The 17233-nt window shown below is 32.4% G+C and carries 17 protein-coding genes; all 17 read right to left on the bottom strand.

Annotated features, from left to right (window positions below; all coding sequences use genetic code 11):
- Nucleotides 1–17 precede the first annotated feature (17 nt).
- Nucleotides 18–353 carry a YpoC family protein gene (locus JVU85_RS02120; RefSeq protein ID WP_204172062.1) on the bottom strand — a complete coding sequence of 112 codons (336 nt, stop codon included), beginning with the start codon at nucleotides 351–353 and terminating at the stop codon, nucleotides 18–20.
- 3 nt (nucleotides 354–356) lie between these two features.
- Entirely contained in the window at nucleotides 357–1016 is a 660-nt protein-coding gene (nth, locus tag JVU85_RS02115; RefSeq protein ID WP_021458777.1) for an endonuclease III, read from the bottom strand.
- Nucleotides 1006–1692 carry a DnaD domain-containing protein gene (locus JVU85_RS02110; protein ID WP_021458776.1) on the bottom strand — a complete coding sequence of 229 codons (687 nt, stop codon included), beginning with the start codon at nucleotides 1690–1692 and terminating at the stop codon, nucleotides 1006–1008. The genes nth and JVU85_RS02110 overlap by 11 nt, the downstream gene beginning before the upstream one ends.
- Nucleotides 1693–1779: 87 nt before the next feature.
- The gene (asnS, locus tag JVU85_RS02105) at nucleotides 1780–3072 is read right to left on the bottom strand and encodes an asparagine--tRNA ligase (protein WP_002511170.1); all 1293 of its coding nucleotides are present in this window, start codon (nucleotides 3070–3072) and stop codon (nucleotides 1780–1782) included.
- A 95-nt stretch (nucleotides 3073–3167) separates the two neighbouring features.
- Nucleotides 3168–5852, bottom strand: coding sequence for a helicase C-terminal domain-containing protein (locus tag JVU85_RS02100; protein WP_002511171.1), 2685 nt, complete (start codon nucleotides 5850–5852; stop codon nucleotides 3168–3170).
- A gap of 24 nt (nucleotides 5853–5876) precedes the next feature.
- The gene (locus JVU85_RS02095; RefSeq protein ID WP_021458774.1) at nucleotides 5877–6848 is read right to left on the bottom strand and encodes a biotin--[acetyl-CoA-carboxylase] ligase; all 972 of its coding nucleotides are present in this window, start codon (nucleotides 6846–6848) and stop codon (nucleotides 5877–5879) included.
- The gene (locus JVU85_RS02090; RefSeq protein ID WP_204172061.1) at nucleotides 6841–8037 is read right to left on the bottom strand and encodes a CCA tRNA nucleotidyltransferase; all 1197 of its coding nucleotides are present in this window, start codon (nucleotides 8035–8037) and stop codon (nucleotides 6841–6843) included. Before JVU85_RS02090 ends, JVU85_RS02095 begins: the two co-directional genes overlap by 8 nt.
- Nucleotides 8030–9160, bottom strand: a complete 1131-nt coding sequence (bshA, locus tag JVU85_RS02085) for an N-acetyl-alpha-D-glucosaminyl L-malate synthase BshA (protein ID WP_002511174.1) — start codon at nucleotides 9158–9160, stop codon at nucleotides 8030–8032. Before bshA ends, JVU85_RS02090 begins: the two co-directional genes overlap by 8 nt.
- 21 nt (nucleotides 9161–9181) lie before the next feature.
- Nucleotides 9182–9493 carry a nucleotide pyrophosphohydrolase gene (locus JVU85_RS02080; RefSeq protein WP_002511175.1) on the bottom strand — a complete coding sequence of 104 codons (312 nt, stop codon included), beginning with the start codon at nucleotides 9491–9493 and terminating at the stop codon, nucleotides 9182–9184.
- Nucleotides 9494–9658: 165 nt separating this feature from the next.
- Nucleotides 9659–10354, bottom strand: a complete 696-nt coding sequence (locus JVU85_RS02075; RefSeq protein ID WP_002511176.1) for a zinc metallopeptidase — start codon at nucleotides 10352–10354, stop codon at nucleotides 9659–9661.
- 38 nt (nucleotides 10355–10392) lie between these two features.
- Entirely contained in the window at nucleotides 10393–10989 is a 597-nt protein-coding gene (locus tag JVU85_RS02070) for a DUF1405 domain-containing protein (protein ID WP_002511177.1), read from the bottom strand.
- Nucleotides 10990–10993: 4 nt separating this feature from the next.
- Nucleotides 10994–11554, bottom strand: a complete 561-nt coding sequence (locus JVU85_RS02065) for a YpiB family protein (protein ID WP_002511178.1) — start codon at nucleotides 11552–11554, stop codon at nucleotides 10994–10996.
- Between the two features lie 14 nt (nucleotides 11555–11568).
- The gene (locus JVU85_RS02060) at nucleotides 11569–12810 is read right to left on the bottom strand and encodes a tol-pal system YbgF family protein (RefSeq protein ID WP_021458773.1); all 1242 of its coding nucleotides are present in this window, start codon (nucleotides 12808–12810) and stop codon (nucleotides 11569–11571) included.
- 5 nt (nucleotides 12811–12815) lie between these two features.
- Complete coding sequence (gene aroA / locus JVU85_RS02055) at nucleotides 12816–14114, bottom strand: 3-phosphoshikimate 1-carboxyvinyltransferase (protein ID WP_204171457.1); 1299 nt, start codon at nucleotides 14112–14114, stop codon at nucleotides 12816–12818.
- A 9-nt stretch (nucleotides 14115–14123) separates the two neighbouring features.
- Nucleotides 14124–15191 (bottom strand): 3-dehydroquinate synthase, encoded by a 1068-nt coding sequence (gene aroB, locus JVU85_RS02050; RefSeq protein ID WP_204171456.1) that lies wholly within the window; start codon nucleotides 15189–15191, stop codon nucleotides 14124–14126.
- Between the two features lie 61 nt (nucleotides 15192–15252).
- Complete coding sequence (aroC, locus tag JVU85_RS02045) at nucleotides 15253–16419, bottom strand: chorismate synthase (protein ID WP_002511181.1); 1167 nt, start codon at nucleotides 16417–16419, stop codon at nucleotides 15253–15255.
- Nucleotides 16420–16650: 231 nt separating this feature from the next.
- Complete coding sequence (gene ndk, locus JVU85_RS02040; RefSeq protein WP_002511182.1) at nucleotides 16651–17100, bottom strand: nucleoside-diphosphate kinase; 450 nt, start codon at nucleotides 17098–17100, stop codon at nucleotides 16651–16653.
- Nucleotides 17101–17233 lie beyond the last annotated feature (133 nt).

Here is a 17233-nt window from a genome sequence, read left to right as displayed (position 1 = left end):
AAAAGCTCCAATCTCAACTATTTGAGATTGGAGCTTTTTTGTCTTATTTGATAAGCAGCGTTCATTTTAATTAACTCTGTTTTTAAAGTTTTCATTTGTCTATAGCCCATAAAATGATGCTTACGAGCAAGAATATATTCATAGCGCTCTTGGAAGTTCATAGGTACAACATTTAAACTAACTAATGTATTAAAATCAATTTCTTCAATTTCGTTGATTTGTTTAAAGTAATCAACAATTAATTGTAAATATTGATCGAGATACTCTTGTGCTTCGGTAGTTTTTAGTTGTTTTTGTTGTGCATAGACATCGATTTTTTGTTCTAATTCTATAAATGTTTCTTTCGTAATCATTAATCACCCTTCTTTCAAGGCTGCTTTATAACGCTTTTGCCCTTCTCGACAATCAGAAAATAACGGACAGACATCACATTTAGGACTGCGCGCTAAACAATGATAGCGTCCAAAAAATATAAGCTGGTGATGTGTTTTATTCCATCTTTCTCTAGGAACAATACTACATAATTTGTCTTCTACTTGTCTGACGTTATCTTTCCAACGACAAATGCCTAAGCGTTTAGAAATTCTTTCTACATGTGTGTCTACTGCTAATGATGGCTCACCAAAAGCAACACTCATAACGACATTAGCTGTTTTTCTTCCTACTCCTGCTAAACTTTCTAATTCTTTGTGCGTTTGTGGGATTTCACCGTTAAACTTTTCTAATAAAGATTGACATAATTTTTGGATATTTTTAGCCTTATTACGATAAAGGCCAATAGTTCTAATGTCATTTTCTAACTCTGTTAGTTCTACTGATAAGTAATCTTCTGGTGTCTTATATTTTTTGAATAGTGAGCGTGTAATTTTATTTACTGATATGTCAGTAGTCTGTGCAGATAATAAGACGGCGATAGTAAGTTCAAATGGATTATCATGGATTAATTCACATTCAGCATTAGGAAACATATCAGCAATTGTGTCGACCATTGCTAATGCTTTTTTATTACTTATCATTGGGTGTACCTCCATTTAGCCAATCAAATTTGGGAATATCTTTGACCGTTTGTTTCATTTTTGGTTGGTTATATTGTCTGCTAATTTGTTTAGAATCTTCTATAGTTTTAACATTGTGTTTTTTCCAATTTAATAAAATTCTATCTAAATATTTAAAGTTTAATTTATCTTGGCTCATTGCCTCATCAAGGGCAGCTTGAATAACTGTTAAATCATGTTGATCAACGTCAATCCATTGATTTAAAGTTTCCATTTCATAAGGTGAAAGTGGTCTACCAAATGCTTGTTCAATTTGTTGGAATAATGTATTAAAAGCAAGTTCATCTGTATCATTCTGGATAGCGATCGTCTCTTGTTCTAGAATTTGACTGAGTTTTTCATAAAATTGCTCTAAATCCATATACTCTGTGAATTTGCCTTCTTCATTTTTGTGTACTTCAAGTGATAGTAAATCACGTTGAATTAAATTTTGAATCACCGCAGTAATTTGTCGTGCTTCTAATGAAGTCCCCTGTTGTAATGATTCTATAGGGGGTTGTTTATTTGAAGTTTCAGCAGCGTATAATAATTTTATTAAAATGACTAATTCAGTTTCATTGATACCTAATTCATTATAATGATCCAGTAATTCTTTTCTAATTACGACAGGTCGTTGTTGCAATTGTCTTTTATTCATTTAGTTACACGCCTCCTTTTATAACATAAACAACTATGAAAAAAGTCCAGTCGTTTACAACATGACTGGACAATGTGTTGTGAAGTTTTATGGGTATAAACGATTTAATAGACGTGGGAATGGAGAAGTTTCTCTAACGTGTTCCACACCAGAAATCCATGCTACTGTACGTTCGAGACCTAAACCAAAACCACTATGAGGAACACTACCATAACGACGTAAGTCTAAATAGTAACTATAACTTTCAGCATCTAGACCGTGTTCTGTAATACGTTGTTCCATTAACTCTAAGTCATTAATACGCTCTGACCCACCAATTATTTCACCGTAACCTTCAGGTGCGATTAAATCTGCACATAATACAGTATTTTCATTCTCAGGGTTAGGCTGCATATAAAACGGTTTGATTTTAGTTGGGTAGTTGATGATAAACACTGGTAAATCATAATGATTTGCGATAGCTGTTTCATGAGGTGCACCAAAATCATCACCCCATTCAATATCATCGAAACCTTGTTCTTTTAAGAATGTCACAGCATCATCGTAAGTAATGCGTGGGAATGGTGCTGTCACTTTTTCTAATTTAGATGTATCTCTATCTAATGCTTTTAATTCAATTTTACAATTTTTGAGTACAGATTGAACAACATGAGACACGTATTGCTCTTGAACTTCTAAACTATCTGCATGATTGTAAAACGCCATTTCTGGTTCAATCATCCAAAATTCAATTAAATGGCGACGTGTTTTTGATTTTTCTGCTCTAAATGTTGGACCAAAAGAGAAAACTTTACCGTGAGCCATTGCTGCAGCTTCCATATAAAGCTGTCCACTTTGTGATAAGAAAGCATCCTCATCGAAGTACTTCGTATGGAACAATTCACTTGTACCTTCAGGTGCACTTGCAGTTAAAATAGGTGGGTCTATTTTGGTGAAATTATTTTCATTGAAAAATTCATATGTTGCACGAATAATTTCATTTCTGATTTTCATTACAGCATGTTGTTTTTTAGAACGTAGCCATAAATGACGGTGATCCATTAAAAATTCTGGGCCGTGATTTTTAGGTGTAATTGGATAGTCATGTGCTTCATCAATTAGTTCAATAGATTGCACTTGCATTTCATAACCTAAATCCGAACGTGTATCTTCTGTGATAGTACCAGTCACATATAAAGATGATTCTTGTGTAATATCTTTAGCAAGTTGGAATGTCTCTTCACTCACTTCTGCCTTGACGACCACACCTTGCATAAAACCTGTGCCATCACGCAATTGTAAAAAGGCAATTTTACCACTTGAGCGTTTATTATGTAACCAACCGCCAATCGTTACTTCTTGGTTAAGGTATTTTTTTGCTTCGTTAATTGTTGTTTTCATAACCAGTCTCCTAATTTGTATTTCATTTATCCTTATATATTTTAACAAAATCGATAGTTAACTTCTAGTTACTAACTTAGGAATTATACAAACTTTTAACGTTTTAGGTGTTTTAAGACATTACGAAATTGTTTAATATCACCTTTGCGTTGTTGATAGTTTTCTAATGATTGTTCAAAGAATTGTTTATAGCTGCTATTTATTAAGCGATCATCAAACGAAACCAAAATACCTTTATCATGTTCATTACGTATTAAACGTCCAATACCTTGTCTAAATCTAGTTACAGCATCTGGTAAAATATAGTCTTTGAAAGTTGATGAGAATTCAGATTCCATTAGCCAAAATTTGGTATTATTTTGATTCATAAATGGAAGCTTAGCAATCATGACACATTTGATGCCGTCAGATTGGAAATCAAAACCTTCAAAAAACGTTCCAGTACCTAATAGTATAGCTTTATTAAAGTTATTAAATTGTTGTACAATTTTGTAATTTTGATTTTGCTGTTGCGTTAAAATGACATAATCGTCAAATTCAGGTAGTTCGTTTAGTAATTCTTGAACCATGTGCATCATTTTATAACTCGTAAATAGTATCAAACATTTAGACCCTACTATAGAGACATATTCAGCAACATAGCTAATAATAGAAGCCACGTAATCATCTATATTTTTATAATTATAAGATACGACATCATTTGGCATAAACACAGTTGTCTTGTTGGCAGAATAGACTTGATTATCTATTTCGTAAGTATTAAAGTCAACATCCTCATTAAACCAATTTTTGAAGTGGTTAAACGAATGATTAAAAGTCAAAGTTCCTGAAATAAACGTTAACGAGTTGAATTTTTGTAATACTTGTTTTGTAAGAACATCTTTAACGTTATAGTCTTTAACATTAAGTTTAATAGTTGATTTTTGATTAATATTTTTAATTGATAAATAACTTGTGTGTCCATGTTTTAAACTGTTTTCAATAGCTCGAAATTGATCATTAATATACAACAATTGCTTGCGTACAGATTTAATAACTTTGTGACTCATACCATTAAAATATTCTAATGTCATATTTAATTTATGCGTTATGGCATGTAATGCACGTAAAATTGGTTCATGGTCAAAATGATAAACAAAATGTAGTTTATGCATTTCGTCATCGTAGATATCTGAAGCTTTAATAATGTCAAAAATAGTAGTGAACAACTGCTCGTTCAACTCATGTATTTCGTTTATTGATGTTTTTAAACCAAAGACATCTATAGGTGGGATATCTAATTTTTCTAAAATACGTTGTTGTTCTAAGTGGTCTATTGATTTTAGTAATTTATCATTTTCAGTTTTACCAATCAGACCTAGTTGATATTTAATATCAGCGTAATTTAGCTCATTGGTTACTTGATTTAACGCATAATCAGGCAAGCGATGTGCTTCATCGATAATACAATCATCAAAAAGTTGATAAATTGAATTATCTTGTGCTGAATGTATAAGATGTGCGTGATTGGTAATACCAATTTGAATATTGTGTGCATTACGTTTTATAAAGTTGTAATAATGCACATCTCCTCGTACTGGAACATAAGTTTCTAACTTTTGTTCAAAGTACATCTTTTGTCCGCCTTTTAAGTTCAACTCTTGTATATCACCTGTATTTGTAGTTGTCACCCAGATAAGTAATTGCATCTTCAAGATGTTGACTTCATAATTATTAGACTCGTCTTTTAAAATTTGACTAATTAGACCTAGTGAAATATAGTCGCGTTTACTTTTAATTAATGTAGCATTGATTTTATAATTTAAAGCACGCTTTAACATAGGTATATCTTTTTCTAATAATTGGTTTTGTAACAGTTTGGTGTTAGTGGAAATCATAACGTGTTTTCCTGTTTCAATATTGTACATTAGTGCAGCGAGTAAGTATGCTATAGATTTACCACTACCTAAAGGTGCTTCAATCATTGCCTTTTCACTTTGCATTAATTGTTCCAAAATTATTTCAGCTAAATAAAGTTGTTGCGGTCTATAAGTTAAGTTTAATTTAGCAGTAATGTCAGAATACAACGTTTTTAATGTGCCAGAATAATTCAACGATGGTGCTTTAAAGTCTTTTTGCTTTTTATAAATGATTTGTTCAAAACGTTCAAAGTCTTTAGGAATTTCTGTTTGATTATGTAGTCTGACCATTTCAAATAAGATATCAAATAAATCGTACTTTAGATTTTTACTTAAGTAATATAATTGCTTTAAAGTATCTAATGGTAATTGCTCAAACTTTTTAAATGCTACAATCATTAATTTAGCTGTTGTTGTAGCGTCTTCATCTGCGCGATGCGCATTATTTAAAGGTATATTATGTGCTTCTGCAAGTTCACTTAGCTGGTAGCTTTTATCTGTCGGAAAAGCTACTTTAAATAACTCTAGTGTATCCATAACTTTACGAGGTTTGAATTTTATACCACATGATTTGAATGATTTTTTGATAAAGTTTAAATCAAACGCAACATTATGTGCTACAAAAATACAATCTTTTAATTGGTTGTATATATCATGTGCGATTTGATGAAAATAAGGTGCCTGACTTAGCATATCTTCTTCAATAGAAGTAAGTGCCTGAATGAATGGAGGAATATCTAAATCTGTTTTTATCATAGAGTGATACGTACCAATTATTTTATTTTCACGAACAAAAGTAATACCTATTTGTATAATTTCATCAAAATCTAATTGGTTACCTGTTGTTTCTAAATCCACAACTGCATAACATGGTTGAGTCATAGTGTTATCCTCCTTTCTTAGATATTAAAAGTCAATGTCTGCGCTCATTAATTTTCTCGTTTGATTGTTTTCATCTGTTACTAGTAAAAAGCCATTATTATCAATATCTATTACTTCACCATAAAACTGTTCTTTATTTTCTGTAAAACGTAAACGTTTATGCCAAATATTCGATGCAGCAATATACTCATCACGAATAGTGTCAAAAGAATTATTAATAAATTGATTGTAGCGATATTCTATATTTTTAATTAGTGATTGTAAAAAGTAATAGCGATTAAGTTGTTCATTTGTGTGCATACCGATACTGGTAGCTTTGTCTGCTAACTCACCAGTGAAATCGTTGTGGTCATGGTGCATGTTGATGCCAATACCACAAATAACCGCTTCAATACCATCACTATTCGCTACCATTTCGGTCAAAAAGCCACATACTTTTTTGTCTTTAATATAAATATCATTGGGCCACTTCACTGATACCTTTTCATTGCTAAATTGTTGAATCGCATCACGTATGCCTAAAGCGATAAACAAATTAAATGTAGTTATCATACTAAACGGGACATTTGGTCTCAAAACGACAGACATCCATAAACCTTTATGTTTTGCAGAATTCCATGGCCGATTAAACCTACCTGTCCCTTGTGTTTGCTCATCACTGAGTATTAAAAAGGTATCTTTATTCCCTACTAATTGTTGTTTCGCTTCTAATTGTGTTGAAGGTAAGGAATCATAAACCGCTACATGATCAAATAGTTGCTGTGCTTCGATAATTGGTAATACAAGTCCACTATACCATTTGTCTGGTAGATTTATTAAGCGATGACCTTTATGGTTTACAGATTCAATTTCACAACCTTCAGTTTTCAATTGATCCATTATTTTTTTCACTGAAGTACGTGAAATTTTTAATTGTTCGGCAATGTATTGACCTGAAACATAATCTAAGTGATGTTGATATAAAATTTGTATCACATCTTTGCTATATTTAGACATTATTATCCACCCATTCTAAAATTTCAGTTTTGCAATTACTCACTTCACCTTGTATCACAGCGAGTTCTATCTTTCTTAATATATCTTTCATCCATGGACCACTAGGTTGTTGTAAATGTGCTAATAGATCTTTGCCAGTAACTGCAAGTGCTTTACGTGTATCAATTGGCAATTGTTTAGCAGTTTCAGCTAATGTGGCTTTATTAAATATAAGTGGCGAAGGTAACTTAATTTGATTCGCTTCAAGTAGTGTTCTATGTGTTACTAATTCTAATAATAATTTCATGTCATAATCATAGACGATACGTTTTAATGTAGCTTTACTTTGTAATTCACCTATTTCTGACATTAACTGGCTAAGAGCGTGAATCGTATGTTTTTCTTGATTACTAATTTTTAATTGTGCTAACGACAGTTCTGTAGATTGTTTAACTTGGATTATCGCGATAAATAAGTTAAAAGATATAGGCTCTATTATTGTAATAGAGTCCATATTTGATTGTTGGAAAAATGGAATATACGTAAAAGCCTTTAGTTGTTTCATATTTTCAAAGCTTACTGAAACGTGTTGACCTTGCACAAGTTTTTTTAATTCTACTACAATACGTTCAATAGATAAAAAGGAAATGTGACTCATTTGCTGTTGCATCGCTCGATATGTGTTTGTTTCAATATGAAATGCTAACTGTGCTTGAAAACGTAATCCTCTAATAATACGTAAAGCATCTTCTTCAAAACGCTCGCTCGCTTCACCTACCGTTGTAATAATACGCTCTGCAATATCTTGCTGCCCATGAAAATAATCAATAACATGATAATTTTCATCCATAGCTATTGCATTCATAGTAAAGTCTCTACGTTTAACATCTTCATATAAATCACGAACAAAGGCAACATCATTAGGACGACGATGATCATCATAGTCACCTTCAGTACGAAACGTCGTTATTTCATAGGCTTCATCCTGATACAATACATTAATTGTGCCATGTGCTTTACCTATAGGAATAGTTTTACTAAAAATAGATTCGATCTCATCAGGCGTCGCACTTGTAGTAATATCTATATCATGGATATCTTTGTTCATTAAATAATCACGCACGGATCCACCTACAAAATAAGCTTCGTAGCCTTGAGATTTAATATGTTGAAGAATGGGTTTGGCTTGTTCAAATAATAAGTTACTCATGATTTCCCTCTAACATTTTTTTGTAGTAGCTTTCATATTGATCTGTAATTAAATTGGATGCAAAACGAGCGTCAATATCTGCTAACATGGCAGTTTGCATCTTATTGTATAAGTTTTGATCTGTTAGTAATTGCAAGGCGTATTCACTTGCTGTATCACTATCTCCAACATCTACAATAAAACCAGTTTCATCATGTTTTATGACTTCTTTTATACCACCAGCATTGGAGCCAATTGGTACAACTCCGGATTTCATTGCTTCTAATAGTGTTAAACCGAAACTTTCTTTCTCACTGAGCAATAATACTAAATCCGACATTTGGTAAAATTCACTGACCCAATCTTGTTTTCCTAAGAAGAGCACATGATCTTCAACGCCTAAACTTTTTGCTTTTTGCTTCATATCCATTAATTCAGGCCCATCGCCTAATAAAAGTAATTTTGATGGTAGTTGAGCATGAATTTTGGTAAACGTTTCTATAATAGTATCTATCCGTTTGACTGCTCTGAAATTTGACACATGAATAATAACTTTTTCATGATCTGCAATACCATAAGCGGATTTCAGTTGATTATCTCTTTTTGTAGGAAACTCCTGTTCACGTACAAAGTTATAGATTGGCACAATGGGTTTATTAGTATTAATAATATCTTGAGTTTGTTTGGCTAAAGATTGACTCACACTCGTTACTAGGTCACTACCTTCTATACCAAACTTGATTGCATTTTTTAACGTATGATCATAGCCAAGTACCGTAATATCAGTACCGTGCAGTGTAGTCATTATTTTAATATCTTTACCTGACATTTGTTTTGCTAAGATACCACATACAGCATGCGGTACTGCATAATGCATATGTAAAATGTCTAAATCATATTCATTAATGACTTCTGCTATTTTCGTACTTAAAGTAATATCATAGGGTGCATATTGAAAAACGGCATATTGATTAACTTCTACTTGATGAAATGTAATGTTTGGTAATGGTTTACGTATTCGAAATGGTATATTTGAAGTAATAAAATGGATATCGTGACCACGTTCAGCTAACATAATACCAAGTTCTGTAGCAATGATGCCTGAGCCTCCCATTGATGGATAACATGTAATTCCAATTTTCATTAGGATGATTCACCCTTTCTATTATTCAAATCTATTTTTATCTCGACCATTATATTTATCTAATGTTTCATTAAAACTTTCAGTCATATCTATATCTAATGAATTAGCAATACATAGCAATACGAATAGGTTGTCACCTAATTCTGCTTTAATTGTATTATCTGCTTCACTATCTTTCTTTTTCTTTTCTCCGTATAGATGATTAATTTCACGAGATAATTCTCCTACTTCTTCAGTTAAACGAGCTAAATTGGCTAATGGAGAAAAATACCCTGTTTTAAATTGACTTATATAGGTATCGACTTCTTGTTGCATCGTGTTCATAGTTTTCATATTAATCGCTCCTTTTAAATCATTTCTTATATAGTATAGACTAAAATATACAGCCATGCATTAATGTTGCAATGTTCTTTATTGTAATTAGTAACTATATAGTAAGAAAGAAAATTGGACATAAGAAAACACCTTTTCTTGACGAAAAGGTGTTTAATATTATTATTAGTCGCTTGAACGTGCAATTAAAATAAATCTAGCAAGTTCTGCTAATGCAACAGCAGTAGATGCTACGTAAGTCATAGCAGCAGCTGTTAATACTTTTTTGGCATGCTTATATTCTTTTTCATTTACAACATCTAATTGTTGAATTTGCTGCATAGCTCGTTTACTAGCGTTAAACTCAACTGGTAACGTAATAATAGAAAAGAGAACTGCGAATGACATTAATGCAATACCTATCCATAATGCTGTTGAACCTAAGGTACTTTGCAGACTTGTCAAAATAATACCTGCAAAAACAGCTAAATACCCTATAGAACTCCCAATATTAGCAAGTGGCACTAAAGCAGTTCTAAATCTTAAGAAGAAATAGCCTTGCGCGTGCTGGATTGCATGTCCAATTTCATGGGCTGCAATTGCAGTTCCTGCAACTGAAGGTCTGCTGAAGTTAGCTGGTGAAAGCACGACGACTTTTTTACGTGGATCATAATGATCAGTTAAAAAGCCTTGTCCTTCTACTACATCAACATCGTAAATACCGTTCGCATGTAATATTTCTAATGCAACTTCCTGACCAGTTTTACCACTTGTAGATCTTACTTGTGAATATTTTTCATAATTTGATTTTACTTTATGCTGTGCCCAAAGTGGTAACACCATCAAAATAACAAAATATATTATCATATAAATAAAAGACAAGAAAATTCACTCCTTTGTTTATCATTTTACTGTGAACGTTAAGAATGGTCAAATGTTTTACATTGCTTCAAGCGTATCAAATACAATAGTAATGGAATTACCGATAACCAAAAAGCAAGATAGGCTACACTTGCTAAATGAGACTCAATAAAATCATAATATGGATACTGCATAAAGACATAGTCAATAATATCATTGTGAAACGCCCAAATCATAGCAACAATAAAACCGACTAGTGTAATTTTAAAACGGCGATAAAATAAGAAAGCTTCTAATGCCATAATACCATGAGACATTATTAACATACATCCGACTATAGTTATATTATCGTATTGAATAAACATAATGATATTCATTATAACAGCCCAAATACCATATTTGATAAGTGTGACAAAGGCTAATGCTTCAATAATAGGTAGATTTTTATCAAATAAATAAGCAATCAATACTATACAAAGAAAAAGTGAAGCGGTAGGACTATCAGGAACAAATATTTTATATTGCCAATCAGTTACACTTAGTTGTCCCCCGTACCATATATATCCATACAAAGTACCTAATATGTTACATAGCAATATTAACCATAGCATTTTTTTATTGTAAGTAATTAAATTTAATAGTGAATTAATTGGCATCTTATCAATCCCTCATTGTTGAATTATGATTTCTATGTTTGAAAATATTTAAAATTTGAGTTAGTTGGTAAAAAAGATCTTTATCGTTCATTTGCAAACTTAAATCAATATTTTCTTGCAAATTGGCTATAATCGTATTTTCTTTATGCTTTGATAAAGGAATTGTATATATATCATTGAAATAGGTAATGTAGTATGGAGATTGTAATAATTGCGCTACCAGTAATTCATCTAAACGACGTTCTCTACGTAATTGCGTACCAAAATCTATTTTAATATCAATTGCAAACGAAGAATTAGCAATGAAATTAAAAATTTCATTGCTATTTTTGTACAATTGGGTATTCGTTTGTAATGTAATGGCGTTTGAATTAGATTGAATGGTAGCTAGTGTTAATGTAACGTGGTTGTTTACGATTGAATCTACAAAATGAATACGTTCTGCTTGTTGTAAAGAGCTTTTAAGATAATTTAAAGTCCAGACACTGATTCTTGATTTAAACTCATATTGAAATAGTAAATATTCAATAAAGTCTATTTTCAATTGATTTAAATTGTCTGTCATTTTAATCACCTCATTTATTGAATTCTGTCTAATTCATCCTGCCACGTATCATTACTTGGCTCTAATTCAACTAACTGTAATAGTAATTGTTTCGCAGTAGTTATATCGCCGATTTCAATTAAATAAAAATAATAGTCACTTAAAAAGTCTACTTGTGTTTTTAAAGTTGGATATGCTAATGCAAAGAAATGTTGAGCTTCTTTATCTCGTTCTTCTTTACCTAACGCATGTGCAAGATGCCACATAAATACTGGGTCCATATCTTCTTCATCAACGTATTGTATCAACCCAATAAGGGATTCGTAATCTTCTTCGTTGCGATATAAGTCGCTTAAAATTAACAATGGTTCTTGGTAGGCATTATCTACATCTAATGCTTGTAGTAATAATTCAACGCCTTCATTTGCATCTCCGTGTTCAAGCGCAATTGTACCTGTTGAAACCATCAGTTCTTTATAAAATTGACTTAATCGTAACCCTTCTTTACCAATTTCAATGGCATCTGGATAATTTTTTTCTTGTTCATATAATTGTTGTAAGTAAAAGTAGCCTTGTAAATAATCAGGGTCTTTAGAAAGTAATGATTGTACCAATTTTATAGCTTCTTGAGTTAAATCATTTTTTTCATAAGCAATCGCTTTTTTAAAGAAGTCTTCAGAATTCATTTCGTCTTCATTCATTTCATCAAACATTTTGATGGCGTCGCTGTAGTTTCCACTTTGTAAACTACAGTCAGCTAAGCGTGAAAATAAATTAACACCATTAATTTCGTATTCACCAGTTTCAAGAACTGTTTCATATTCTGCTGTAGCACGTAAGTATTGGCCATCAAAATAAAGAAGTTCTGCTAAAGCAAAATGGATAATAGGATCATTAGGCTCTAAATCAATCGCTTCTGTTAGTTTATCTATCGCAACCTCTAACATGTTTAGTTGTTGATATAAATCCGCTTCTAACATTAAGCGTTCAGTAGATACACCTACTTCACTTAAATATTCAAGCGCTTCGTCAGTTTGGTTTTCTGCGATTAAACAATCAATTAAATAAATTAGTAATTCACTTTCATCAGGGTATTTATGATACAAAGTACGAAAGACTTCAACGGCTTGTGGTGTTAAACCAAAATTGAATAAAGTTTCGCCTAAGATGAATAATGCATCGTCATTTGGTGAACTCAGTGCATCATTCACACGTGTTTCTAAATTGTCTAATTTTTGTAAGTTGATATCATCAATAAGCTTATAGATATCTTGCATCTTAATTATCCCTCGTTTTCTAATTGTTTTAACTTCGGCAAGAATCCTGGGAAAGAAACATTAACTGCATCAAATTGATTTATTGGCAATGTTTCAGTTGTAAGTAATGACGCAATGGCCAACATCATACCTATTCGGTGATCGGTAAAACTATCGACTGTTGCTGTTTGTTCTAACTGAGATGGATGTATAATCATACCATCATTTGTAGGTTGTAACATGAAACCTAACAAGTTTAACATATTTGCTGTTGTGTCGATACGATTGGTTTCTTTGACTTTTAACTCTTCGGCATCTTTAATCACACTTGAACTGTTAGCTTGTGTACATAATAAAGCAATGATTGGCATTTCATCAATAGCTTTAGGTACTAAATCACCTTCGATATGCACACCTTTCAAGTTAGGTGTATATTGTACTCGAATTGATGCAGTTGGTTCTGCCCCATCAGTTTTGTTAAACAAAGTAATGTTGCCTTCCATTTTTTGTACGATATCAATGATACCTGAACGAGTATCGTTTATGCCAACATTATGAATTGTAATATCACTGCCTGGGGTAATTAATCCTGCAACTATAAAGTAAGCTGCTGAAGAAATATCTCCTGGTACATGGAAATCTGCAGGCTGTATATGATCAATAGCATGAGGTTTGATATTGATTGTAGTCCCTTGTGAGTCAATAGGAATTCCAAAATGGCGGAACATTGTTTCGGTATGGTTACGTGAAATATCGATTTCATTTATCGTTGTTTCACTGTCTGCAAACAAACTTGCAAATAAAATAGCACTTTTTACTTGAGCACTTGCTACTTCCATTTGGAAATCAATACCAGTTATTGTTGCAGGCTTGATAATTAAAGGCGTGTAATTATCGTTAATACCTGAAATATTTGCTCCCATCATTTTTAATGGTTTCATGATACGATCCATTGGTCTCTTACCTATAGATGTGTCACCTGAAATTACAGTTTCTATACCTAATCCACACAACAAACCTGCCACCAATCTTGTCGTTGTTCCAGAATTACCTGTATATAAGACTTGGTGTGGTGTGACAAAATGTTTATAACCTGGAGAATTTATCGTTATGACTTCTGCACTAACAGTAATATCAACACCTAAGCGACGGAATATTTCAACTGTTCGTAAGCAGTCTTCACCCAATAAAGGTTTATAGATGCGTGAAGTTCCACTTGCTAGAGAACCTAAGATGATACCGCGATGTGTCATGGATTTGTCACCTGGCACTTCAATTTCGCCTATTAAAGGGCCATTGACATCAATTATTTCTTTATTACTCAAATGGGTCACCTACTTTTTAAAATATGTTTGTAATTCGTGAAATGCTTGTTTGAGAACGGTTTTGTCTACGTGTTGAACAATTGGTTGTCCATAGTTTTGTAATAAAACCATTTGTACTCCGGCATCGTCATTTTTTTTATCACTTAACATCAATTGATATAGTGAGTCAAAATCAAAGTCACTTATAAATGTTAAAGGATAATCTAAAATATGAAGATAATTAATAAACCGTTGAATATCAAAAGTTGTATTCAAATTAATATTAGATACTATAAATTGATATATTAAGCCAATCATAATAGCGTGACCGTGTGGAATTTTGAATTTATATTCTACTGCATGGCCAAAAGTATGACCTAAATTTAAATGTTTACGGACATTATTTTCTTTCTCATCTTGAATAATGATATTTAATTTTGTATTAATTCCATTGTAAATATAAGTTTCGATATCTACTAAGTCACTTAAACGTTGTCTTGAGTTGTACTGCTGTTCTATAGTTTGGACAGCATGACTATCATTTAAAAGCGCATGTTTATAAACTTCAGCATAACCACTAATAATTTCACTATACGGTAATGTTGATAAAAAGTTTAAGTCATAGATAACAGCTTTAGGTCTGTAGAAAGCACCTATTAAATTTTTACCATGTTTAGAATTAATTCCTACTTTTCCACCGACACTTGAATCATGCGCTAGAATTGTAGTTGGGATTTGTATGAAATCCACGCCACGCAATAATGTAGCAGCTAGAAAACCTGTGAAATCACCTGTTGCACCACCACCTAATGCAAGTAAACAAGTATTACGTGTTAGATTTTTACTTAGTAATTCCTCTATTATTTCATTATAATATGCTAATGTTTTCGTAGCTTCCCCTGAAGGTATAACAAGTTTATGCGCGTCATATTCAGAGGTAATGAAATCCAAAGTCTCGCCCCATTGTTCTTCTACTTTAGCATCAACTACGAGCACAATATCTTTGTAGGATTGCACAAATGGATGTAATTGCTGTATAGCATTATGCTCAACAATTATTGGATAATTATTGGATTGATATGTTGTTTCTAATTTCATAGTCTCACCTATCTTATAAATCGATATTTGAAAATTAAATTGCGTGTTAAATATTTGGTGATTAATATTCGATATTTAAAGCGCGACGTTCTTCAACTTGTGCTTGTAATTGCTCAATGTGATTAGATTGGAATTCCTCTAATAGTGCTTTTGCAACTTCAAAAGCAACAACATTTTCAACCACTACACTTGCTGCTGGTACAGCTGAACTGTCTGAACGTTCGATAGAAGCTTTGAAAGACTCTTTAGTATTAATATCTACTGAGTTTAAAGGTTTGTATAACGTAGGAATAGGTTTCATTACACCGTTAACGATAATAGGCATTCCGTTAGACATGCCCCCTTCTAATCCACCTAAATGATTAGAGCCTCTGTGGTATCCATTTGTTTCATCATATAATATCTCATCTTGAATTTGACTGCCTGGTTTTTCAGCAGCATCAAAACCTTCGCCAAAACTTACACCTTTAAATGCATTGATACTCACGACGCCTTGGGCAATTTTGCCATCTAATTTACGATCATAGTGTACATAGCTTCCAATACCAACAGGTAATCCATCTACAATAACTTGTACTACACCACCTAAGGTATCTCCTGCTTTTTTCGCTTCATCAATTTTATCTCTCATAGACTGAGCAATACTTTCATCGATTACACGTACATCATTTTTATCAACGTTAGATTTAATTGTTTCTAAGTCATAAAGACCTTGGTCTTTAACGCCACCAATTTCAACTACACGACTATAGAAATCAATATTTAATTGTTTTAAAAGAATTTTAGAAACTGCACCTACAGCTACTCGTGCTGCAGTTTCTCGTGCAGAAGAACGTTCTAACACATTACGTAAATCGCGGTGGTTATACTTCATACCTCCTACTAAATCAGCGTGCCCCGGACGAGGTTTAGTGATAACACGTTTCATATTTTCTTGCTGTTCTTCGCTTATTGGATCTGCACCCATGATATTTTTCCAATGTGTAAAATCGTCGTTTTTGACGATTAGAGTGATAGGGCTCCCTAATGTATAACCATTACGAACACCAGAAACGATTTCAACCGTATCTTTTTCAATTTGCATTCTACGTCCTCTACCATAACCACCTTGGCGTTTAAACATTTGTTCGTTTATATCTTCAACATTAATTGTTAAATTAGCAGGTACTCCTTCAATAATCACCGTTAATTGTGGGCCATGTGATTCGCCTGATGTTAAATATCTCATATATGCACACTCCGTTCTTTAATACTTTAAATTAATGATATGTTTTCTATCTTACCATATTCAGATAATCATATTAACAGAAAATTTAATAAATAATTAGCTCGATATGATTATTTTAGTTCCAGTGTAACATTGAAAGCTATAAAACGGATATGATATTACTGTTTTAGGCATAAAAAATAAAGGCGAGAATACTGAATTGTATTCCTGCCTTTATACTAATTATTTATATTATTCATAAATCCACGGTTCACGTGTTTGTTGATAATCTGTCAACTCGTCTTCATTGAACCATAAACTAATTTCTCTTTTAGCAGACTCAACTGAGTCAGAACCATGGATAATATTTCTACCTACTGTTAAGCCTAAATCTCCTCTAATTGTTCCAGGTGCCGCTTCAGTTGGGTTTGTAGTACCAATGATATGTCGTGATACACTTACAACATCTTCACCTTCAACAACCATCGCAAATACTGGCGCAGATGTAATAAACGATACTAAACTCCCATAAAATGGTTTATCAACATGTTCAGAGTAATGTGTTTCGGCTAAAGATTTTGGTACTGACATTAACTTAGCCCCTACTAATTTAAGTCCTTTATTTTCAAGGCGAGTAATAATCTCACCAATTAAATTACGTTGTACCGCGTCCGGTTTAATCATTAAGAATGTTCTTTCCATTGTGCGTAAATCCCCCTGTGTTATGTATCACGCTGAATAATTGTTAAATTAACCGCATGAATTATGTTATACGATATATAATCAACATAACACTATAATAACAGGATGTAAAAGCGCTTTCAATGTTTTTGCA

This window comes from Staphylococcus sp. GDY8P72P, from assembly GCF_016890655.1.
In the GTDB taxonomy this organism is placed as follows: domain Bacteria; phylum Bacillota; class Bacilli; order Staphylococcales; family Staphylococcaceae; genus Staphylococcus; species Staphylococcus arlettae.
The sequence above is the reverse complement of the archived record's forward strand: the minus strand, read 5'-3'. Positions and strand labels throughout refer to the sequence as shown.

Bases quoted from the DNA above. Each gene is read 5' to 3' on its own strand.
- JVU85_RS02070 (WP_002511177.1), bottom strand. From the start codon at position 10,989: ATGCCAATTAATTCACTATTAAATTTAATTACTTACAATAAAAAAATG.
- bshA (WP_002511174.1), bottom strand. From the start codon at position 9,160: ATGAAAATTGGAATTACATGTTATCCATCAATGGGAGGCTCAGGCATC.
- aroC (WP_002511181.1), bottom strand. From the start codon at position 16,419: ATGAGATATTTAACATCAGGCGAATCACATGGCCCACAATTAACGGTG.
- JVU85_RS02080 (WP_002511175.1), bottom strand. From the start codon at position 9,493: ATGAAAACTATGAACACGATGCAACAAGAAGTCGATACCTATATAAGT.
- JVU85_RS02110 (WP_021458776.1), bottom strand. From the start codon at position 1,692: ATGAATAAAAGACAATTGCAACAACGACCTGTCGTAATTAGAAAAGAA.
- asnS (WP_002511170.1), bottom strand. From the start codon at position 3,072: ATGAAAACAACAATTAACGAAGCAAAAAAATACCTTAACCAAGAAGTA.
- nth (WP_021458777.1), bottom strand. From the start codon at position 1,016: ATGATAAGTAATAAAAAAGCATTAGCAATGGTCGACACAATTGCTGAT.
- ndk (WP_002511182.1), bottom strand. From the start codon at position 17,100: ATGGAAAGAACATTCTTAATGATTAAACCGGACGCGGTACAACGTAAT.
- JVU85_RS02065 (WP_002511178.1), bottom strand. From the start codon at position 11,554: ATGACAGACAATTTAAATCAATTGAAAATAGACTTTATTGAATATTTA.
- JVU85_RS02090 (WP_204172061.1), bottom strand. From the start codon at position 8,037: ATGAGTAACTTATTATTTGAACAAGCCAAACCCATTCTTCAACATATT.
- JVU85_RS02100 (WP_002511171.1), bottom strand. From the start codon at position 5,852: ATGACTCAACCATGTTATGCAGTTGTGGATTTAGAAACAACAGGTAAC.
- JVU85_RS02060 (WP_021458773.1), bottom strand. From the start codon at position 12,810: ATGCAAGATATCTATAAGCTTATTGATGATATCAACTTACAAAAATTA.
- JVU85_RS02095 (WP_021458774.1), bottom strand. From the start codon at position 6,848: ATGTCTAAATATAGCAAAGATGTGATACAAATTTTATATCAACATCAC.
- JVU85_RS02120 (WP_204172062.1), bottom strand. From the start codon at position 353: ATGATTACGAAAGAAACATTTATAGAATTAGAACAAAAAATCGATGTC.
- aroB (WP_204171456.1), bottom strand. From the start codon at position 15,191: ATGAAATTAGAAACAACATATCAATCCAATAATTATCCAATAATTGTT.